Raw genomic sequence first — 20,541 nt, 5'->3', positions numbered from 1 at the left:
AGCTGGTCCATCATCTTGCGGAACAGGTCGCGGTCTTCAGCGATATCGATGGAATCGATGCTGGTACCGAGAATCTTCACGCCTTCGTCGCTGAGAGCGCGGGCGATGTTCAGCGGAGTAATCTTTTGGACGTTCCCCGCGCTCCGCACGGGTCGGGCTATATTTTATGGGTTGTCCGGTTCACTCCGCAACCACCGTGATCATATATAGCAAACTAATTATCATATTGCAGACAAAATAAAATTTTTTTTCGTATCTCATTTATACAAAATGTCCACTCGTCTAATTTGAGTATTTCTTTATACAAAAAGACCAGCTTTTTTCAAGCCGGCCTTTTTTCATTTGGATGCATAATTTAACGTACAAATCCCAGTCTGCCTTCCCCGCTCTGCAGATATTGATTCATATAATCCTTTGCAATCTTGCAGGCCTCGGGCAGAGGCTTACCTAGAGCCACATTGGCAAGAATGGCAGAACTCAAGACACAGCCGGTGCCGTGCTTTCCACAGCCAGGCAAGCGGGGACTTGCAAACTTGTATTCGGCACCATCCATAATCAAGGTATCTACGGAATCAGCGCCTTCTGCATGTCCGCCCTTCAGAAGAACGGCACAGTCCTTCCCCATCTGAATTATGCCCTTTTCGTGAGCGGCCTCCAGACCAAGAAACTTGTATTCAACGGCATTGGGCGTCACAAGGTCAATCATCTTCATGACCGGCAAGAATTCTGCGGCATCACGCATAAAATGGAATCCAGCGCTGGCGCTAGCAATGGGATCCCACACAATAAAGGCGTCCGGCGACTTTTCACGAACAAACTCCACAATACGTTTCAGAATCTTGGCCTTTTCTACCAAACCTATTTTCACGTACTTAAAAGTATGCTTTCGGAAGAGCGTTTCCAACTGGGCTTCGATTCGTTCCCAGATAACCCAACCAGGCGCCACAAACTCATCTTCATTCTGTTCGGTCAGAGCCGTGCAGACAGCCTGGCCATACACCCCAAAATGAGCCATGGTCTTAATGTCAGAAATAAAACCCGCACCGGCGCTACCGTCAAAACCGGCAATGGTCAAAGCATAAATCATATCGTTATTTTCAGCCATGAAATCCTCGAAAAGCATTCCTAACGACAAGTAAGATAAATAAAAAAAAGCCTAACAGGCCATATTTTTAAAAAGGAGAAGAAATAAAAAATATTTATGCAGACAAGAATTTCATATTGTGTAAAGAAATGAATTATAAATCAGTCTGCCGCTAGAAATAAACTGCAATCAAGGCAGCCGTCGTCACACAGATCAGCACAACCGCAGGCACAATAGGCTTGCGCATGCTCTTGGCCCCAAGGAAGAATACCAGGCCACCCTTAGTCAACGTGTTGGCGAGACTGGCAAAGAGGAACGCCAGCACCAGTTCCCGTACAGGCAATCCAGACTTCAAATGCATATCGATTACGGAGAATGCCACCGCATCCATCTCGGCGGCACCGCCAAGGAAACTGCAGGCCAAAAGAGCACCGGCCCCCAGATAGACTCGGGCGGCATTAGCCACAAACATCACCGCGGTAAATACAACGCCAAACTTAATAGCCGGCAAAAGTTTGAAGGGATTAGAAAATCCAGCGGAATGTTCCTGGCGCTTACGGCTGGTACGCAGTTTCAGGAACAGCGCATAAGCCAAGCTGGGCACCACAGGAACCAGCAACGGCAATGCCAAGGGGCCAGCAAGGCTTCCACTCAAGGCAATGCAAATCAAATACAGACGCACATACATCACCGACCAGCTGAGAACGATTCCCAAGGTAAAGTCAGACGCATACGCTTCGTTTTCGCGACTGCGGCCTGCCAAATTCAAAGTGAGAGCCGTACTGCTGGCAATGCCCCCAAGAACTCCGGTCAGCCAGATTCCCTTACCCGGGCCCACAATCTTGATAAGCACGTAGCCTACAAAACCGATGCCAGAAATAAACACCACAAAAAGCCAGATGGTATGGGGGTTCAGAACTTGCAGTCCCGCAGGCCCATAAGCCTGATTAGGAAGGAAGGGCAACACCAGCGCAGAAATCACAGCAAACTTTACCGTGGCTAGCACATCTTCGCGGGAAAGTTTTTTCGCAAAATCATGAAGTTGCTGTTTAACCGTAAGAATCCAGAGCATCACCACCATAATGACGCAAGATTCCAACAGTTTGCCGTACCAGCACAAGGCCCCAAGCAAATACACAATTACAAGAGCCACGCTGGTGGTAATGCCCGCCGCAGGGGCAGCACCCCCTTCAGAACCTACAGACGATTCCACGTGATGGCTCAGTCCAAAAGCTATATGGGACGCCACCAGCAAAAGACCAATCACAATAAAGCCTGCGACAAAGGGTGCAGCACTTTCCATCAGGCCACACAACATGGCCACCATGGCACCGCCGAGCCCTACCAAAGTAAACGTACGAACACCCGCCGGATGACGATCCGTCGCATCGAAATAGGTATGCTCGCGCTGCAAGCCAATAATCAAGCCGATACCAATAGCAGCCACGAGTTTGTAGAATACGTTAAACTCAAGCATAATGCTAATCTATATACGGCCTTCCAAAAAAGGAAACCATGTCATATAAAAAAAAGGACTTGCCTTAAACAATCTGGGCAAATCCTTAGTCCAACTTGAAATAAGAAATCTATCGACGGATCAAATCCGACTTCATGCCGACCTTCATGGCATACATTTTCTTATCGGCAGCGGAGTACACCCCACTTGCACTCATGGGGCCGCATTCGCTGCGGTACGCCACACCGTAAGCCGCTTCCAGAGGAACTGGCAAACCGGATTTTCCCACAAGCATCTTATCCTTCATAGAGTTGATTGCAAAATCGATATCTTCCAGATGTTCTTCACGGACAATGGCAACAAATTCATCACCACCCATACGGATTGTCGCACCCACACCTTCAAAGGAGCCTCTCAAGATATTCGCAAAGACCTTGATCAGACGGTCACCCGTGCTGTGGCCATACTTGTCGTTCACATACTTCAAGCCGTTCATGTCGATGCTGACAATGGCGAAATCTCCGTCGGACCTATCCAGCACATCAAAAATCTGTTGGCACTTGGCGCGGTTATAAAGCCCGGTCAGGCTGTCGATATACACCATGGCGGCAAGCACTTCCTTTTCGGTCCTGTCGGCCACCAGTTTATACAAATAAACCAAATAGCTCAAGACCAAAAGCATCACAAAGCTCAAGGTTCCCAGGGGAATCCAGGTCACGTCCCAGCGAAAAGATTCAATAGCCAAATACTTAAAGACGTTGTATCGGATCAAGTCCGCAAAGGCCACAACACCAAAGGAAAGAACACCCCATGTCAGGAACTTTCCAGACAGGTCCGTCTTCTTGCTGTAGACCACGCCACTGAATGCCATATACAGGAAAGCAACACCCACATAAATATGGAAGGGCAACAAGGTCTGGGGGAAATGCAGAACGTTGGTAAAATGCAGAATAGAAGTAACCAGGGCATAGCAGGCGCCAAAGGCAACCAGCGTTACCAAGCCCCACCACCTCCAGGTCTTAATCTGACCACGACGCATATCCATCAGCAGGAATCCCAACGGAATCGGGGACATATACAAGCTGAAATATTCAATGGTGGTGTTAAAGGAAAAGTTAAACGAAAAGACCTGAATCAATTTTGTGTAGCAGAGAGTCCATGTTCCCAGGGATAGGGAAAGCAAACCGATCATCTGGAATCTGAAATAACCGGTACTGAAAAAACTGACTACAGCACAGATAACCACCGATAGCAGTCCGAACAGAATCAGGAAGATACCCACAAACAAGGCCAGCGCATGTGACGCAAAAAAGTCCGTATTGGCATAGCTAGATGGCAGGATATCGATGGGAGAGAAATTCGAGAAGGCTCCGTCTTCGGTAGCCTGAATGGAGATACGAATACGCTTGCCGGCAGAATTGGGACCAAGATACACATAGTGCATACCGCTTCCCACAATGCGGTTACTCTCGTAAAGTTTATCGCCATAGGCATAGATCAGTTCTTCATCTTCGAAGACCTTCACCACACTATGGTAAACCTTGAAGCGCATAACCGAGCGAGGGAACGTATTGCTGGGGAGCTTGCGCTCCAAAACAACTACTTCATCCTTATCCACCGTCTTGGGCAATATGTGTCCGGCGATTTTCGGGACATGCTTAGTTTCCCCATTTACAACAAGAGTCCAGTCATTGTCCAGGGACATGACGAGGTCAGAGACACCGCTATCCTTTGTAGCATTAAAGAAGAAAAAGGTCAGGATGATCATCGCAATGGTCACCGTGAACGAGATAATCTTGTTTACCTTCTTCGACATTTAATCCTACAAACCTATAAAACTAGCGTTCCCACACCTCGAACGTGGTCACGAAGTCGTTCTTTTCGTCGGCCGGGAAATCTTCAGAGCTAACCTTGCGCCAGCCCTCACCCCAGTCCGGGAAAAACACATCTCCATCCACATTTGCGTGAACTCTAGTTAGATATAACTTTTTTGTAAGAGGCATGGCAGCATTATATATAGCCACCCCCCCAATAATAAAGCATTCTTCCTCTCCTGCAGCCTCTGCAGCCTTAATAGCGGACTCCAAATCGCCGCAAACGACACAGCCAGGAGCAGCAAACTCAGGATTTCGAGTCAATACATAGTTCGTACGATTCGGCAGAGGTCTCCCGATATCATCGTAGTTCTTGCGACCCAGTATGATGGAATGACCTGTTGTAATCGCCTTAAAGCGTTTCAAATCAGCAGACAGATGCCAAGGCAAATGACCATCACGGCCAATCACATTGTTTTCGGAAACAGCGACAATAGCAGAAATCAACATAGGAAATAGTGGCTAGTGGTTAGTGATTAGTGGTTAGTGATTTGTAGGTAGCGTCAACTATTTGCTGACAACTGTTTACTAACCACAGACCACTGATTAAACGGCGATGGGAGCCTTAATGGTGGGCCACGGATCGTAATCAACCAGTTCGAAATCCTCAAACTTAAAGTCGAAGAGGTCCTTGATTTCGGGATTCAACTTCATGGTAGGCAGCTTGCGAGGTTCGCGGGAAAGCTGTTCCTTTACCTGTTCGAAATGGTTGGAATACAGATGAGTGTCACCCAGGGTGTGGATGAATTCGCCCGGTTCATAATCGCAAACCTGAGCCAGCATCAAAGTCAACAGAGCATAGCTGGCAATATTGAACGGAACCCCCAGGAAGGTGTCTGCGCTACGCTGATACAGCTGACAGGAAAGCTTGCGCTTGCCAGATGCGCCAACGCCACCTACATAGAACTGGAAGAGGCAGTGGCAAGGGGGCAAGGCCATCTTATCCACTTCGGAAACGTTCCAGGCACAAACCAAGTGGCGGCGAGAGTCGGGATTGTTCTTCAGACTGTTCACCAGGTTCTTGATCTGATCGATGTGTCCGCCCTCAGGTGTGGGCCAGCTGCGCCACTGATGACCATATACCGGTCCCAGGTCGCCATTTTCATCAGCCCATTCGTCCCAGATGGTCACCTTGTTATCGTGAAGATATTTGATGTTGGTGTCGCCCATCAAGAACCACAGCAGTTCGTGGATGATGGAACGAAGGTGGAGCTTCTTTGTAGTCAAACAGGGAAAGCCCTTGGACAAGTCGTAACGGCACTGACGACCAAAAACGGAACGGGTTCCAGTTCCAGTGCGATCGGAGCGGTCAACGCCGTTTTCCATAATGTCTTTCAGAAGATCGAGATATTGCTGCATAGAGGGTAACGCGGAAAGGTTAAAGGTTAAGAGAGGCGAGAGACGAGATATGAGTTGTTATAATCGCGCCGGGGGCGCCTTACTTTAACTCACTGTTCAAAACTCATTGTCCACAGCTCAATTCACTGTTCACTATTCACTGCCATTTGTTCGTTGCCGAAAAGTTCCAGTCGCTTGTAGGGCTTCGCACCTTCGACTTCCTTTTCTACCAGCAGGCGGTTCAGGGCATTCAAAATCAAGTCCTGCGTATGGCGGGGAACGGGCTTCTTGCCGAGGCGAGCCTTCTGCACCATCTTATGGTTAAGGTGTTCAGCATCCATTTCCACCAGGTCATGGTTAGAAGCTTCAATAGCAGTCAAAATTTCATCAAGCTTTGTCATAACATTAAAGATAACAAAAAAGCCCCCGGACTTTTTGTCCGAGGGCTTCATTCGCTAATATCGCGTTGTTCGATTACGGAACGTAGTTGCTATGGCAGCTCATACCGTCATCGTCCGGGCTTACGAAGACCATTTCGATACGGCGGTTGTTTTCACGGCCATCAGCAGTGCTGTTGTCGTCGACCGGGCAAGTCGGGCCCATACCAATTGCCTTGATACGATCCTTCTTCACGCCAGCCTTGGTCAGTTCCTTCATCACGGATTCTGCACGCTGCTGAGAAAGCTTGGTGTTGGTCTTTTCCTTACCAACGTTATCGGTATGACCCTGGATAACGATTTTCAGATCCTTATACTCGTCATTTTCGACAAGCTTCTTAGCGATGCTCTTCAAGATCTTCTTAGCGTTGGATTCGAGGGTAGCCTTACCGGACTTGAAGGTAACACCATCAAGCTTTTCAGGAGCCTTCTTGGGGCAGCCGTGACCATCGTCGCCAGCCACATCCGGGCAGCGGTCGATGCCGGTACATACATCCTTGAACTGATCCAGGAGCTTCTTATCGGCAACCCACTGAGAGCAGATGCCATCCTTATCGGAGTCCGGATCGTCGTCAATCGGGCAACCCTTATTCCATTCCGGACCTGCTTCATCTTCGCAGCGGTCAATACCGTGGCAAACATCCTTGAACTGTTCGAGCATACCCTGCTTCTTCACCCACGGAGAGCAGAGGCTATCCTGGTCGGGGTCCGGATTTTCAGCCGGGCAGCCCTTATTCCATTCCGGACCTGCTTCCACCGGGCACTTATCGACGCCGTGGCAGATATTTGCAAAGTCCTTCTGCATACCCTTTTCAGTTACCCAAGGTGCGCACAGAGAGTCACCATCGGCATCCGGATTGTCCATCGGGCAACCCTGAGCGAAAGCTTCACCGGCTTCAGTCGGGCACTTATCGATACCCTGGCAGATACCTTCGTACTGTTCCAGCAAGCCCTTCTCAGTTACCCAAGGATCGCAGAAGCCATCCTGGTCGGTATCCGGATTACCCAGCGGGCAACCTTCGTTGTTTGCCGGACCGAATTCGGTGGGGCACTTATCGATACCCTTACAGGTCTTTTCAATGAAGTATTCAGCCTTCAGGTTTTCATCTTCAGCAGCCTTTTCGAAGTAGTAGCCCATCTTCTTCTGAGTTACCCATTCGTCGCAAAGGCCGTCGTTATCGGAGTCCGGATCATCCCACGGGCAGCCCTTATTGGCCTTAGTACCAGCTTCGCCCGGGCACATATCGTAACCCTTACATACGTCAGCAAATTCGTTCAGAACGCCTTCGTCAGTTACCCACGGAGAGCAGAGACCGTCATTATCCGGGTCCGGCTGCTTGGTGGGGCAACCGTTGAATGCAGGAGAACCGGCCTGGTTCGGGCATTCATCGATGCCGTCGCAAACATCCTTGAACTTCTTCTGCATCTTTCTCTGAGATACCCAAGGATCGCAGACACCATCTTCATCCGGGTCCGGATTACCCAGCGGGCAACCATCTTCGCCTTCACCCGGTTCGTTGGGGCACTGGTCTACGCCTTCGCAAACTTCGGAGAATTCATCCAGGAAGCCCTTTTCGGCAACCCAGGCATCGCAAACGCCATCTTCGTCAGCATCGGGATTACCCAGCGGGCAACCCTGGTTCAGACGATGACCGTAGTCATCCGGGCACTTATCTTCATCATCCACGACGCCATCGCCATCGCGGTCCTGGGCAAGCAGGAAGCCGCTCCAGGTAAGACCACCGTAAACGGTGTATTCCGGATTCACGCGAGTAGGCATGTAGTTAACCTTGTTGCCATTTCCATCCTTGTTGGGGATAGAGACGACAACACCCTTTTCCCCACCCAGGTAGTAAGAAGCACCCATATGGAGATCCAGACCAACAGGCAGATGGAACACCAGGGCACCGGTCAACTGCTTGGAGTCAAATTTCTGATCTTCCACAGGCCAACCACCAACATTCGTGGTTATACCATCCAACTGGATATCCCAGTGATATTCCAGGAACAGGGACAGGAAGTCCAGGAAGTAAATTTCTGCGGCAGCATTCAAGTAAGGCAGAGACAGATATTCGCTATTAGTTGTATAGCGGTAGCCACCATTCAAGTGGAGCAGGAACGGATAGGCGTCAGTCTTTTCAAGATCCATGGTCACGGCAAGGCCGAAGTCCAGGGTGGTATTCTTGGTACCATACGGATAGGCAACACCAGTGTTCTTGTTTACGTATTCCGGATAGCGAACCCAAAGGCCCTGCTTCTTGGCATCAGCAGTACCAGCAGCGACACCAGCATAGACGGCCACGTCCATGGGCTGATCTTCGGGAAGAGGGAAGCGAGCCTTCAAGTCACCCTTCAGGTTACCGACATAACCCATCTTTTCCATGTCGCCGTTTTCGCCACGCTTGTACTGGTCATAGTACACAGGCAGGGTAACGCCCAAGTCAAAGTAATGCCAGATACCGATGGCAAAACCCACATTAGCGTTGATACCCGTAAAATCAGCAACAGGAAGTCCGTCTGCACCTGCAGGGAACATGTTGTTGCCAAATGTGGCATCACCCAAAAGGGTAAACACCAGCTTGGAATGTCCAAGAGACTGGGCAGACTGGGTGTTATTCACACCGACAAAGCCTTCCTTATTGATTGTCTGGGGATGACCTGCAAAGGCAGAAGCCGCCAAAGCGAGGGCAAGACCCATAGCTACTTTTTTCATAGCATCTCCTTATGAGTGGGGCGCCACCAAACACGGCACCCAGAAATTAACTAAGTAAAATATAGTTTCTTGACAAAAAAAACTTATAAAAGCATTAGCCAAAATGCGATTAAAAACACACAAAAGGGGGGGGCGCAGCCCCTTTGTGAACAAAGATTTACATACAATTCGGTGTTGCGAAAATCACATCACAAAAGCACTCTACATTTCCATACCCCGTTCAAACAGTTCCGAGTGGAGCCGACAAATGCTGGTAAACCCCTTACGTCCCACTATAATATGATCCAGAACGGGAATCTGGAGAATTTTTCCCGACGCACAGAGAATCCGCGTAATGGAAATATCTTCCTGACTGGGAGACGTCGAACCCGAAGGGTGATTGTGGGCGAAAATAACAGACACGGCACGGTCTTCGATTGCACGGGCAAAAGCTTCACGAGGATGAACCGGAGTCTGATTCACAAGCCCGGTCGTCAATTCATGAACGCGGATGACGTCGTTGGAGGAATTCAGCGTCACCAATACAAGATGTTCCTGTTCCTCATACTTCATATAGGAAAGCCTAGGCAGCAAATCTTCGGGCGAAGAAACGGAGCTCACGTTACCACTGAGGATATAGCGCCCCGACAATTCAAGGCAGGCAAGGACCTGGGATGCCTTTACACGGCCCAGCCCCTTGATCTTACGCAGACGCTGAAGCGAAGGAATCGTCGATTCAGAAGAAAGAAAATCTGCCAGATGCCTGGACAATTCAAAAACATCGCAATTCTGGCAGCCGCTACCGAGAATCAGCGCAAGCAGTTCCTCATTGCTCATAGCCGAGGGACCAAGCCGTTCAATTTTCTCGCGAGGAAGAAGCGACGAATTTTCAACAGGGACCTGATAGACCAAGGCACAATCCTTTACAGAAATCGCATTATACGGAACCATAAAACTCCTTTTTTGAAAGGTTCTCTCTTATACACGAGTTTTTCAAAAAAAGATTCGCTTACATTTTGCTTTCATTTATAATTCCGCATTCAAGGAAAGGTTTTTCAGTTCCCAAAAGGCATTCAAACCTTTTATTTTCACGGTTCCTCAGTCCAAAACGTTCATTTTCAGCGAACAAAAAACAACATGAGGCAACATTTACAGAAATAAAAACGTGTTTTTAATCAAACAAAAGACCAATTTTCCCAAATTTGCATTCAAAAACCATCATTTTTTCAAAATAATTTCATCAAACTCTTACCATTTACCCTATGTTTGACTATATTTTCGCCATATTATAAAAGTTATAAACCATCCGAAATAGGAAATTTTATGGCAAATAAAACCTTAAGCGGCGCAGAAGTGATCATCGAATGCCTCAAGCGTGAAGGCATCGACACAATCTTCGGCTATCCTGGTGGATCCGCAATTCCGATGTTTGACGCAATTCTTGATTCCAACATCAAGGTTGTCCTCACCCGTCACGAACAGGGCGCAACTCACATGGCTGATGGCTATGCTCGTCAGACCGGCAAGGTCGGCGTTGCCCTCGTTACTTCCGGCCCGGGTGCTACCAACACCTTTACAGGCATCTACACTGCCCTCATGGATTCCAGCCCCATCGTTGTGCTGGCCGCTCAGACCACCACTCCGAACCTGGGTAAGGACGCCTTCCAGGAATGCGATACCAGCGGTATGACTTTCGCTGCCGTCAAGCACTCCTACCTAGTGAAGGATCCCAACGATCTTCCCCGCATCATGAAGGAAGCTTTCCACATTGCACGTACTGGCCGTCCGGGCCCCGTGCTCATCGACCTCCCGAAGGATGTGACTGCCGGCGCTTGCACCGCACCGTTCACCGATCAGATGGACCTTCCCGGCTACAAGATTCCTACCTACGCTCCTGCAGAAACCGTAGAAAAGGCTGCTGAATTCCTGAAGAAGTCCAAGAAGCCCCTGCTCCTCGTTGGCCACGGCGCTATGATTTCTGGCGCAGCCCGTCAGGTTAAGGAACTGGCAGAAAAGCTCCAGGCTCCCGTAGCTTGCACCCTCCTCGGCCTCGGCACCTTCCCCACCGACCACGAACTTTCTCTCGGTATGCTGGGCATGCACGGTACTGTTTACGCAAACAAGGCTGTGCTTGACTGCGACCTGATTCTCTCCATCGGTTCCCGCTGGGACGACCGTATCACCGGTAAGCTTGAAGTGTTCTGTAAGGACGCCATCAAGATGCACATCGACATCGACCCCGCCGAAGAAGGCAAGGTTCTCCAGCCGGATGTGTTCATGTGCGGCGATGCCAAGATGGTTCTGGAACAGCTCCTGCCCCTCGTTTCTAAGCTGGACTCCGCAGAATGGGTCAAGACCTGCCAGACTTGGAAGAAGCGTTTCCCGCTGACCTACCCCAAGCAGGGTGGTCTCCGTATGCAGCACATCGTGCAGACCGTCAGCGACCTTACCCAGGGTAAGGCAATCGTCACGACCGACGTGGGTCAGCACCAGATGTGGGTTGCACAGTTCTTCAAGATCAACAACCCCCGCCAGCTCCACTCCAGTGGCGGCGCAGGCACCATGGGCTTCGGCCTGCCCTCTGCAATCGGTGCAGCATTCGGCAACACCACCGGCTGGCCCGTCTGCAGCTTCAGCGGCGATGGTGGCTTCCAGATGACCGAATTTGAACTTGCAACCGCAGCAATCCACAAGCTGCCCATCAAGATTTTCGTTCTCGACAACAAGTACCTGGGCATGGTGCGTCAGTGGCAGGAACTGTTCTACGACCACCGTTACTCCAGTGTCGACATGCAGGGCAACCCTGACTTCGTCAAGCTGGCAGAAGCCTACGGTATCCCGGGTCTCCGCATCAAGCGCGCTGCCGATGCAGAACGCATGATCCAGAAGGCTCTGGACTACAACGACGGTCCTATCGTTATCTGGTGCGAATGCGAAAAGGAAGACAACGTGTTCCCCATGATTCCGGCAGGTGCACCTTTGACCTCCATGATTACTGAACAGCCCAAGGCTCAGCTTGAAAAGCCCACTGGATCGACCTAATCACGGAAAGGAGATAAAAAAATGATTTCTACAGCTCATTCTATTAGCTTGTTAGTCGCAAACCGCCCGGGCGTGCTCGTTCGCATCGCTCTGGTGTTCTCCCGCCGTGGTTACAACATCGACTCCCTGGTCGTGTCCCCCACGCTGGACCCCAACTTCAGCCGCATGAACATTGTGGCTCACGGTAATCCCGAAATCTTGATGCAGATCATCAAGCAGCTGGAAAAGCTGGTTGACGTTGTGCAGGCCAAGGACCATACCAACATGAACGTGGTGGAAAAGGAACTTGCCTTGATCAAGGTTCGTTGCGCTCCGGAACAGCGTACCGAAATCCTGCAGCTCTGCGATCACTTCAAGGCTGTTACCGTTGACATGACCGAAAACTCCATGATCATCCAGATTACCGGCAACACCGATAAGATCGATGCCATGAAGAGCCTGTGCCAGAAGTTCGAAATCGTCGAATACATCCGCACCGGTAAGGTCATCATGCTCCGCGGTGAAGACAAGACTTAGTTTTATTACGCTTTGTTGACCAATTAAGAAAGCCCTCGGTTCACATTCACCGAGGGTTTTCCTTATTTCATTCTTAAGACTTTTTTAGCCAGGAGTATTTGTCAGCCAACTCAATCACGGACCTAAACAGATAACAAACTGGTGGAATCTTCAAAAGTTTGCGAAGAACGGGAATGTATTTTTTGCACTTCTGGCGAAGTTCCTCCCCCGTCATCTTCGATGCGGTAAGCGAAGCAGCAGCGTGATCCCAGCCTGCGCGAGCCCGGTCAGAATCTTCTTCTAGAATCGCCAACATCTCATCAAGATTTTGCCCAAGAGTATTGAGTATTTCTTCTTGTCTATCGGGAGATTTTCCTTTATTCATAAAGTCTCGAGCCACCTAAAGGCGTCACTTTGCCAGAACTTTTTCGATTTCAGCAATGTACAAGGTGTGCATTGTATCGTTTGCGTACCAGCGATCAAGAATGCTCTTGTCGATGAAGCTTTGTTCATCAAACTTCTGGGCGAAAAGTATCTTGCAGACCAAAACCTTCAATCATCTTGATCGGATTCTTTTGAAGTTCTTCTGCGGTAATTACATTGTAATTCATATTAAAATCCTATAACAGCTTCTGAAATTTCGTTAGCTTCGTCAGAACCATCGTCTGCGTATTCCGGGTTAAATTCTCCCCAGCCATCACTGGTGCCACAACCTACGCCTACATCAAGGCTAGCCCACTTAAAGGCTCCGAAGACTTTCTCGAAGCGTTCCATCAGTTCAGCAAAGAATTCCTCGGGCAGTTCATCTTCCACAAAAATGGATCCGTCCATGGCCATCAGGGCGCTTTCAGGCAATTCCTCAAAACGGCATTCATACTCGTCCATCATGACGTCGTCTACAGAATACCATTCGCCGCAGTCTTCACTTGGGAGCTCTGCATCAGGGAAACTTTCCATAATTTCGTCATAAACACCAGAAAGTTGGTCCGTTTCGCCTACAAAGCGCATCAAAATTCTACAACTCATATCTTCTCCAAGAAATTTTTCTGCTAATAAGACAAATATAATCGAATTGCATTGTGATAAAAATAACACTCAAAAAAAATTTAACCACTTTGAGTTGCCAAAATTTCACGGAGATTACTATCTTAACAATCAAGAACTCTTTGTTCTCCTCCTAACCCCCCAAAAAAACACCCAGCCGCAAGGTTGGGTGTTTTTGTTTTCGTTTTACTTTTTCTTAACGATGCGGAAAATACCCTGACGGTTAAATTCCGGTGAATCCTTGGGGAAGGGATTCTTGGTTTCAAGACGTAGGACATAAATACCGTCTTCTTCAAGATCCACTTCAGAACCGGATTTTGCCGGAATGCCATCACCAAACAAGGCATCTGCCACAAAAAGCAACTTGCTCTGGGCATCTTCTTCGGAAGCTGAGACACAAAGATCCGGCAAGCCAAAGCAGGCCAAGCCCAGGGTATAGAGAAGGTCTCCATTTTCTACGAAATTAATCCACGGGTCCATGGGATATTCTCCATCCCCCACTTCTTCGCGGAACCCCTCGACACTCCAGGCGGCACCGGATTGCTGCATGTAAACGCCCAGGGCGCCTGCAGAAAACATCTTGAGAATTGCCATGTTCACCTGATTCACTTCGTCAACATTCTTAGCCTCTCCCAGCAGGAACAGCAAGGATTTGTGAGCTTCGATAGCGGAAGCGGCATCGGCAGAAATATCCTGGTGTTCCCTGAAGATTCCAGCAAGTCCATCAACATGTTCCTTGCGAACCACATTAAACATGACCGTACAGCCAGGGATAATGGCAGACTTGGCATCGGCGGCCAAGGTTACATTTTCGTTGATAACCACCGGAGCGGAAGCTTCGCAGGTCATGGGAAAGGCTAATACAAACTGAGGCATAAATTCTCTTTTTATAAAGTTAGACTTTTTTATTACGGTACCAATTTTTTTATCAAACTCTTTTTCTAAAGGATTGCAGAACGGCCTGTTTCAAAAGTTCATTTTTTGGGGTATCAGGGAGCCGAACGTCATCCGAAGATTGAGAGATCATTTGCAACAAACTACGGTCGTCAAAGTTCTTTTCATCAATAGTCAACGCAGACCTGGCTTCCGCTAAATCACGGGCAAGAACAACTTGTTCGTATTGTCCGGGAGTCGGAACAAAAATGCACTTCGCCTTGAGAACGGCCATATCCATAATGGTCGAATATCCTCCACGGGAAACAACCCAATCTGCAGATTGAATGGTTTCGGCAAAGGCTTCATCTTCCAGGTGGGTAAAGAAATCCACATTCCCTTCGTTCCAGCTCTTTACACCCAGAGCGGGACGTCCCATGATAATTGCGTGGCGTCCTTCAATTTTTGAAAAAGCCTCTTTCAGCATATTTTCAAAACGGCTTCGGGCCGGTTCCACGCCAGAAACCACGGCAACAAACTTGTACTTCGGCGCAGCCTGTTCTTTTTGTCGAGTCTCCTGCCCCGCAAATCTAGACAGGGCCCCCACAAACTTTATAGGACGGGGCACAAGGGAAACGTGAGACATTCTTCCGGCAAAGCCCGGATATTCCGGCAAGTCAGGAACCCAGACTTCGTCAAAATGGCGCATGACGGCAGCATGCCACAAGATTCCCGTAGGTTCAAAAGCCGATAGCATCGGAGGGAACGCAATACGGCGCTGATGCGTCATGTAGATCGACTTCGCCTTCCTGCTGTAAAAACCAAATCGGTTATCAGAAACAAGGACGTCGAAGCCATGGGACTCCACCATTTTTTCGGCATACATCCGTTCAAAACGAATCACCTTATTTAGATGGGCTCCATTTTTCAAAAGCCACAGCCCCATGTTATAGCCATGTTTCGGATATACAATATTGTAGCTGGGAGCCAGATGCTGACGCAGGTTCGGAAAGATCCGACGCAGCAATCCCGCGTTGGACTTTACCACAGCCAGTTCGACCTTGGCGCCCTGACGCAGGAATTCACGAATAACGGGCACGCACCGAGTGGCATGCCCAAGGCCCCAATCCAAAGGAGCCACTAGGACTTTCACTTAGCCTTCTCCAGCCAGATGTTGGCCCAGTCACCGTGGTCGCAATCCTTGTTTCCGCCCATGTCGATTCCCAGCACAATCGTTTTTACGCCAGCGACGTCCACATCGATAGACTGCTTTTCTGTCGGGTACAGACGCTTGCTGCGGAACAATTCACGCCCGTCGCCTGTAATGATGAAGCTGGCACCATCACCGCAAGCACTTTCGTCATCTAGACCAATAACGGAGTGCAGCACGCTATATGATGCAGGCAGCTTGAACACGATGCTGGAATTTGCATGGGAACCGATACCGTAGCGGAAGACTTCTTCATCTAGCGTTAGACGATGATGTTCTACGGATTCATTAATCTGGGGAGAGCCCCAATCCTGAGAATAACTATCAATCTTGAGGGATGAAAGAAGCAGAACATTAGGATCTTCGATAAAGAAGTCCTTAAGCACACGCATGGTGTCGTTATCGGGCATCAGACATTCAAGGCTAGCGCGGTTCATACCGGCCCTGATTTTTGCAGAATCAAGCTGCAGCGTATCAGAATTCAGGGAGACCACGAGATCTTCCTGCAGTTCGCCGTTCAAGCTATACTGGCAGGTAATGGACTCGGGGAACATCTTGCTGACCACGAAGCTGTTGTTTTCCATTTCGGAGACAAACATATTCTGCTGGTAAGCGGACACGCCCTTCTTGGCAATGATCTTGTAAATCGCCAGAGGATAGCCAAACAGTTTAGGTTCCAGCAGGACGCGTTCATTCTTATAGTCGTTAAGGATGCCGTCAATCTGGGTCGTAGTCTTGAAGCCAACCACTCGGCTCTTGCGGTTCAATTCACCATAGCCGTCCTGGCCTCGGACCAGATAGATATTGCCATTGGAAACCTGGGACCACTTGGCGAATGTTTCAGTATCCCACCCCATGAAGGTTCGTTCGCTAAAGGCGCTGTGACCAGAAGCCAGCATCTGCCAGGGACGAGAATAGATGAAAATTGACTTTTCGGGATACGAGGCCAAAGCCGTATTCAGGTAATCTTCTTCGCCCAGCAATTTGTTCTTGTAGTAAAGCATATTGCTGCGATAGCTGTTTCCGTGATAGACCATCAGCCCCACAGACATAAGGCAAGCGATCAAGGCGACAATCTTGCCTGCGGCATCGAGACGCATTTTAGTTGCAAACTGAAGAGCATCGAAAAGGCCCAAAGCCATGATCAATGCAAACAGCGGCAAGGCGACAAGTACGTATCGCTGGTTGATGTCGATGGTAAAAGTTCCAGACACGTTAAACATGATTACGAAAATCTGGAGACAGAACGTTAGACCGAGTAGCAATCCCTTACGGTAACGCTTAAAGGCAACTGCACGAACCAGAAGCCACACCGTTGCCACCAACAGGATAATGGTAAAACTGGTATAGAAGGGGTTCATCATAATGCCGCCGAAGGAGGGGTCTTCCTTCAGGTTCAGCATGACTTCAATATTAGTCTTCAGATTGAACCACAAGTTTTCAAAGGAATGAGCGGCGTGCTCCCCACCCTGGAAATCATAACCTCGATAAGCGGCCATGGTATTTACAGAGGGCCAGCTGACAGTAATTACCGCCAGAACAAAGAGGGGCAGACGATGTACCTTTTCCAGGAAATACTTATGATAATAAAGGGCAAAGGGAATAAACGCAAAAACGGTTTCCTGACGGGTCTGGGCAAAGAAGCCCAATAAGGGAACAGTCAGCATGAAATGTTTCCAGTTCACCTTGTTGGCGGGAACAAAGGCGTACCAGGCCATAAGTACCGAGAGCAGGAAAATATAAAGCACTTCGGTAGAAGCGGAACGGGCCTGCAACAAGTATATAGGCATACCACCCAGGAATGCTGTTGCCGCCAGGGCCGTCCAGCCATTCTTAAACCATTTTGATAAAGCCAGGAAGAAGAACAGCAGGCTTAGCAAATAGAACGGATAATTGACCAACAAGGCCGTATCGCGATTCGGTTCTGCAAAGTTAAACACCAGGGAATAGACAAATCCTAGAGCCTTGCCCTTGAAGTTATTTACTTCATTCTTGCAATCCAGAACGTCGCCATTCCAGATACCTTCGTTGCAAATTCCCCCTGTATGCTGGAAATACATCTGCAGGCCCATAGACTCCCAGCTAGTTTCATCACTGAGGACCCGGTGGGTATTTCCGATGTTTCCAAACATGAAAACAGAAAAAATCAAGGTCACCAGGACAAAGCCGCACATAGGCTTTCCTGAGGGCAGGAACGACTTCAAATGCTTTGAGGTCGAAGGGATGTTTATAACGACACCGACCAACAGCAAAATGAAGGTCAACAAGATGGAATAATAACCCCAGTCAATATCCCAACGTCTAGCGAAAGGAACTGTCAGGTTGTTAAAAATCAAGAAGGCTACAACCATAACCGCAAGCGTTGCTGCAGCAATGGATGCTTCCTTCTTCCCAAGGTTAAGGGAGGCGAACCATTTTTTCATGGACCCAAATCTAGAAAAGATTGGATCTTATCTAATCACGAACTTGCGGATGACTTCGGCAATTCCGCCATGATTGTTGTCTGCTTCGGTAATGTAGTCTGCCTTGGACTTGGCAATTTCGGATCCGTTGACCATGGCAACGCCAAGACCGGCGGCCTCGATCATGGGACAGTCATTTTCTTCGTCACCGCAGGCAATCGTATCGGACAGAGGGACTTTATAGAAATCCGCCATGAATCGAACAGCGTCACCCTTGTTGGATTTCAGGTTTGAAAATTCCAGCATTTCAGGTTTGCTAAAAACGTCAAACAGGTTGCCGGCAGTGGTTTTACGCATTTCGGTTCGGAATTCTTCGAGGCTTCCGTGTCCGAAGGGGGTAATGACGTTCACCTTGATGGGAGACGGCTTTACGACCACGTTGATAGGGACTGCGGGGGCAACCGGAGCCGTTTCACTTTCTAGAGAGGCGAAGTACTCCACAACGTTGTCTACAACGAGGTAGTCCATCATCATCGTTTCGCAGTACTTTTTCAGTTGGTCCGTCTCATATTCTGAAATAACCAGGTCACCGGCATAGGTATGGGCGTGCATACCACAGGAATGGGCGGCATCCATAATGGACTTGACGGATTCTACGGGAATACGTCGGGTAAGGATCGGCTGCTCGGTGGCACAATCGTAAATAAGTCCGCCATTAAAGCTGACCAGGAAAAAGCCAGGTTTGAAGAATCCATACTTCTTGGCCAATTTTTTAGCACTTGTCAGTGGACGTCCAGTCGTAATAAGGAACTTGTTTCCCTGATCCAACATATGCTGAATGGCAGCCATATCCTCGTCAAGGATAAGCTTCTCGTCGGTCAGCAAAGTACCGTCTAGGTCAGAGAAAAGGATTTTCATACAGGCCCCTTAAAGCTGGTCCAGGAAGCTTTCGGCATCCATTTCATCCAGTTCCTTCTGGAGGGCCGCCAGGGATTCGTCGGTAATGGGAGCCTTAGGTTCCGGTTCCCTTTCTTCGGCGATAGCATTGGAAGCATCCACCATCTGACGGAGTGCATCGGCAACTCCAGCCAGGGAGCCATCACGGCTAACGGCGGCCTCTATGGCGCGACTTAACTTTTTGCGCAGGTTTGCAAATTCATCGCGATCCAGTTCGCCCACTTCCCCGTGACAGTACATCAGGGGTGTTTTGCATTGGGCACAGCAAAAGACCATCATATTAGCCTTTTCGCCCTGAAGTTCAACATCAAAAGAGGCGCCACAGTGAGGGCAATCAATATGCAATTTTTCCATAGAATACAATTTAGAAAAATAACAGAACGAACAAATGTTTTTAAATTTGACCTACCTATTTGATGTGTGTATGAGGACCCGTATTTTTTCTTTTTTTGTAAAACAGTTTTTTGTTAACTGATAACTGAATTATGCTTTGCCAGTGGCTTTATCACTTAACCAGCATTGATCTTTTCGACGGCCGTCTGTTCCGCGCAGGTGTTGCCGCCATGCTTTCCATCATCATGGTCATGGTTTTCATGCCCATTTACATCCGCAAGTTGCAGGCGCTGGATGCCACTAGCGACTTCGACAAGGACGGAAAGAGCAAATCTCCCCCCATTATGGGCGGTCTCCTTCTTGTAGTCGTGGTAGAAATTGTCTCCCTCCTCGTTTGCAAGATGAACGGCTACACCATTTCGACTCTGGCCGTGCTGGCCGCCTTCTCTGCGGTTGGCGCCATCGACGATATCGCCAAGGTACGAGCCAAACGACTGATCAAGCTGGGCAAGCTCACTGCAGCCGACTATATGGACAAGGCCGACGGCATTTCCAGTTCCCTGCGTCTGTTCCTGTATTTCCTGTTTAGTCTGGTGGTGGCAATTTTCTGCTATAAGTTCATTCCCGAACTTAAGGGCGACCTGACCATCCCCTTCTGCCCCATCAACGTTTTCCAGATTCACCTGCCCAACTGGATTTTCGTGGGCTTCATGACGTTCGTCATTGCGGCTTCCGCCAACGGAACCAACTTTACCGATGGTCTAGACAGCCTTGTTTCTGTGCCTATTCTTTCTAGCATGGTTTTTGTCGGTCTGGTGGCCTACGTCAGCGGAAACTTCATTTTCAGTAACTACCTGCACGTTCCCTACCTGCCGGGCTGCGATGAACTGTTCCCCCTGGCCATGTCCATTGCAGGCTCTCTGCTGGCTTACTTATGGTTTAACAGCCCTCCGGCAGAAATCTACATGGGCGATGCCGGTTCCGTGGGCTTCGGTGCAGCTATTGGCATTATGTTCATTCTCGTGCAGGCAGGTCTCTTCCTTCCCATCGTCTGCATCATCATCATTGCTGAAGCCTGCTCCGTGCTTCTCCAGATTACCTGGTTCAAGATTACCAAGAAGGCCTTTGGTGAAGGTCGACGCATTTTCCTTTGCGCCCCTCTGCACCATCATTTCCAGAAGAAGTGGGACGGACGTTTCCCCAGCAAGCCCCTGATGAATTCCAAGATCGTGTGGAGAATGCACTTGATCAGCATCTTCGCCTTGATTGTCAGCATGGTGATTTTCTTCGGTATTAGGTAACTT

At 49.0% G+C, this 20,541-nt stretch carries 19 protein-coding genes; 3 read left to right on the top strand and 16 right to left on the bottom strand.

The window, feature by feature from the left end; genetic code table 11:
- Positions 1–355 precede the first annotated feature (355 nt).
- The 8 genes from BUB73_RS01880 to radC form a co-directional block, all read right to left on the bottom strand.
- Positions 356–1,105 (bottom strand): hydroxymethylpyrimidine/phosphomethylpyrimidine kinase, encoded by a 750-nt coding sequence (locus BUB73_RS01880; protein ID WP_249269464.1) that lies wholly within the window; start codon positions 1,103–1,105, stop codon positions 356–358.
- A gap of 151 nt (positions 1,106–1,256) precedes the next feature.
- Positions 1,257–2,561 carry an MgtC/SapB family protein gene (locus BUB73_RS01875; RefSeq protein WP_073156430.1) on the bottom strand — a complete coding sequence of 435 codons (1,305 nt, stop codon included), beginning with the start codon at positions 2,559–2,561 and terminating at the stop codon, positions 1,257–1,259.
- A gap of 109 nt (positions 2,562–2,670) precedes the next feature.
- Entirely contained in the window at positions 2,671–4,356 is a 1,686-nt protein-coding gene (locus tag BUB73_RS01870) for a GGDEF domain-containing protein (protein ID WP_073283133.1), read from the bottom strand.
- Positions 4,357–4,378: 22 nt separating this feature from the next.
- Positions 4,379–4,864: a dihydrofolate reductase gene (locus tag BUB73_RS01865; RefSeq protein WP_073283130.1), complete on the bottom strand. Its 486-nt coding sequence runs from the start codon at positions 4,862–4,864 to the stop codon at positions 4,379–4,381.
- Between the two features lie 96 nt (positions 4,865–4,960).
- Entirely contained in the window at positions 4,961–5,773 is an 813-nt protein-coding gene (locus BUB73_RS01860) for a thymidylate synthase (protein WP_073156421.1), read from the bottom strand.
- 122 nt (positions 5,774–5,895) lie between these two features.
- Positions 5,896–6,153, bottom strand: a complete 258-nt coding sequence (locus BUB73_RS01855; protein ID WP_073156782.1) for a hypothetical protein — start codon at positions 6,151–6,153, stop codon at positions 5,896–5,898.
- 73 nt (positions 6,154–6,226) lie between these two features.
- Positions 6,227–8,902 (bottom strand): OmpA family protein, encoded by a 2,676-nt coding sequence (locus tag BUB73_RS01850; RefSeq protein WP_083539602.1) that lies wholly within the window; start codon positions 8,900–8,902, stop codon positions 6,227–6,229.
- A gap of 201 nt (positions 8,903–9,103) precedes the next feature.
- Complete coding sequence (gene radC, locus BUB73_RS01845) at positions 9,104–9,832, bottom strand: RadC family protein (RefSeq protein ID WP_083539601.1); 729 nt, start codon at positions 9,830–9,832, stop codon at positions 9,104–9,106.
- Positions 9,833–10,204: 372 nt separating this feature from the next.
- Here radC and ilvB point away from each other — a divergent pair, with 372 nt between their 5' ends.
- Both ilvB and ilvN read left to right on the top strand, forming a co-directional pair.
- On the top strand, positions 10,205–11,923 hold the full coding sequence (gene ilvB / locus BUB73_RS01840; RefSeq protein ID WP_073283125.1) for a biosynthetic-type acetolactate synthase large subunit: 1,719 nt from the start codon (positions 10,205–10,207) through the stop codon (positions 11,921–11,923).
- 21 nt (positions 11,924–11,944) lie between these two features.
- Entirely contained in the window at positions 11,945–12,439 is a 495-nt protein-coding gene (ilvN, locus tag BUB73_RS01835) for an acetolactate synthase small subunit (protein WP_073156413.1), read from the top strand.
- A gap of 73 nt (positions 12,440–12,512) precedes the next feature.
- On the opposite strand, the gene BUB73_RS01830 is transcribed toward ilvN, so the two are convergent.
- The 8 genes from BUB73_RS01830 to BUB73_RS01800 all read right to left on the bottom strand — a co-directional run bounded on the left by BUB73_RS01830 (position 12,513) and on the right by BUB73_RS01800 (position 19,258).
- The gene (locus tag BUB73_RS01830; RefSeq protein ID WP_073156410.1) at positions 12,513–12,803 is read right to left on the bottom strand and encodes a hypothetical protein; all 291 of its coding nucleotides are present in this window, start codon (positions 12,801–12,803) and stop codon (positions 12,513–12,515) included.
- 24 nt (positions 12,804–12,827) lie between these two features.
- Positions 12,828–12,965: a hypothetical protein gene (locus tag BUB73_RS17135; protein WP_170932352.1), complete on the bottom strand. Its 138-nt coding sequence runs from the start codon at positions 12,963–12,965 to the stop codon at positions 12,828–12,830.
- 65 nt (positions 12,966–13,030) lie between these two features.
- Positions 13,031–13,444 (bottom strand): hypothetical protein, encoded by a 414-nt coding sequence (locus tag BUB73_RS01825; RefSeq protein WP_073156407.1) that lies wholly within the window; start codon positions 13,442–13,444, stop codon positions 13,031–13,033.
- A 204-nt stretch (positions 13,445–13,648) separates the two neighbouring features.
- On the bottom strand, positions 13,649–14,338 hold the full coding sequence (locus tag BUB73_RS01820) for a hypothetical protein (protein WP_073233966.1): 690 nt from the start codon (positions 14,336–14,338) through the stop codon (positions 13,649–13,651).
- 52 nt (positions 14,339–14,390) lie between these two features.
- The gene (locus tag BUB73_RS01815; protein WP_073283122.1) at positions 14,391–15,488 is read right to left on the bottom strand and encodes a glycosyltransferase; all 1,098 of its coding nucleotides are present in this window, start codon (positions 15,486–15,488) and stop codon (positions 14,391–14,393) included.
- Positions 15,485–17,968 (bottom strand): NPCBM/NEW2 domain-containing protein, encoded by a 2,484-nt coding sequence (locus BUB73_RS01810; RefSeq protein WP_073283119.1) that lies wholly within the window; start codon positions 17,966–17,968, stop codon positions 15,485–15,487. The genes BUB73_RS01815 and BUB73_RS01810 overlap by 4 nt, the downstream gene beginning before the upstream one ends.
- A gap of 27 nt (positions 17,969–17,995) precedes the next feature.
- A complete protein-coding gene (locus BUB73_RS01805; protein WP_073283116.1) occupies positions 17,996–18,865 on the bottom strand; it encodes a Cof-type HAD-IIB family hydrolase in 870 nt (289 codons plus the stop codon).
- 9 nt (positions 18,866–18,874) lie between these two features.
- Positions 18,875–19,258 carry a hypothetical protein gene (locus tag BUB73_RS01800; RefSeq protein WP_073233972.1) on the bottom strand — a complete coding sequence of 128 codons (384 nt, stop codon included), beginning with the start codon at positions 19,256–19,258 and terminating at the stop codon, positions 18,875–18,877.
- Positions 19,259–19,389: 131 nt separating this feature from the next.
- Between BUB73_RS01800 and BUB73_RS01795 the strand changes: the two genes are divergently transcribed.
- Positions 19,390–20,538 (top strand): MraY family glycosyltransferase, encoded by a 1,149-nt coding sequence (locus BUB73_RS01795; protein WP_073156392.1) that lies wholly within the window; start codon positions 19,390–19,392, stop codon positions 20,536–20,538.
- Positions 20,539–20,541: the final 3 nt, after the last annotated feature.

Origin of the sequence: Fibrobacter sp. UWH6 (assembly GCF_900142465.1) — a bacterium.
Taxonomy (GTDB): domain Bacteria; phylum Fibrobacterota; class Fibrobacteria; order Fibrobacterales; family Fibrobacteraceae; genus Fibrobacter.
The sequence above is the reverse complement of the archived record's forward strand: the minus strand, read 5'-3'. Positions and strand labels throughout refer to the sequence as shown.

Excerpts from the sequence above, each read along its gene's own strand:
- BUB73_RS01880 (WP_249269464.1), bottom strand. The coding sequence starts at position 1,105 with ATGGCTGAAAATAACGATATGATTTATGCTTTGACCATTGCCGGTTTT.
- BUB73_RS01875 (WP_073156430.1), bottom strand. The coding sequence starts at position 2,561 with ATGCTTGAGTTTAACGTATTCTACAAACTCGTGGCTGCTATTGGTATC.
- BUB73_RS01870 (WP_073283133.1), bottom strand. The coding sequence starts at position 4,356 with ATGTCGAAGAAGGTAAACAAGATTATCTCGTTCACGGTGACCATTGCG.
- BUB73_RS01865 (WP_073283130.1), bottom strand. The coding sequence starts at position 4,864 with ATGTTGATTTCTGCTATTGTCGCTGTTTCCGAAAACAATGTGATTGGC.
- BUB73_RS01860 (WP_073156421.1), bottom strand. The coding sequence starts at position 5,773 with ATGCAGCAATATCTCGATCTTCTGAAAGACATTATGGAAAACGGCGTT.
- BUB73_RS01855 (WP_073156782.1), bottom strand. The coding sequence starts at position 6,153 with ATGACAAAGCTTGATGAAATTTTGACTGCTATTGAAGCTTCTAACCAT.
- BUB73_RS01850 (WP_083539602.1), bottom strand. The coding sequence starts at position 8,902 with ATGAAAAAAGTAGCTATGGGTCTTGCCCTCGCTTTGGCGGCTTCTGCC.
- radC (WP_083539601.1), bottom strand. The coding sequence starts at position 9,832 with ATGGTTCCGTATAATGCGATTTCTGTAAAGGATTGTGCCTTGGTCTAT.
- ilvB (WP_073283125.1), top strand. The coding sequence starts at position 10,205 with ATGGCAAATAAAACCTTAAGCGGCGCAGAAGTGATCATCGAATGCCTC.
- ilvN (WP_073156413.1), top strand. The coding sequence starts at position 11,945 with ATGATTTCTACAGCTCATTCTATTAGCTTGTTAGTCGCAAACCGCCCG.
- BUB73_RS01830 (WP_073156410.1), bottom strand. The coding sequence starts at position 12,803 with ATGAATAAAGGAAAATCTCCCGATAGACAAGAAGAAATACTCAATACT.
- BUB73_RS01825 (WP_073156407.1), bottom strand. The coding sequence starts at position 13,444 with ATGAGTTGTAGAATTTTGATGCGCTTTGTAGGCGAAACGGACCAACTT.
- BUB73_RS01820 (WP_073233966.1), bottom strand. The coding sequence starts at position 14,338 with ATGCCTCAGTTTGTATTAGCCTTTCCCATGACCTGCGAAGCTTCCGCT.
- BUB73_RS01810 (WP_073283119.1), bottom strand. The coding sequence starts at position 17,968 with ATGAAAAAATGGTTCGCCTCCCTTAACCTTGGGAAGAAGGAAGCATCC.
- BUB73_RS01805 (WP_073283116.1), bottom strand. The coding sequence starts at position 18,865 with ATGAAAATCCTTTTCTCTGACCTAGACGGTACTTTGCTGACCGACGAG.
- BUB73_RS01800 (WP_073233972.1), bottom strand. The coding sequence starts at position 19,258 with ATGGAAAAATTGCATATTGATTGCCCTCACTGTGGCGCCTCTTTTGAT.
- BUB73_RS01795 (WP_073156392.1), top strand. The coding sequence starts at position 19,390 with ATGCTTTGCCAGTGGCTTTATCACTTAACCAGCATTGATCTTTTCGAC.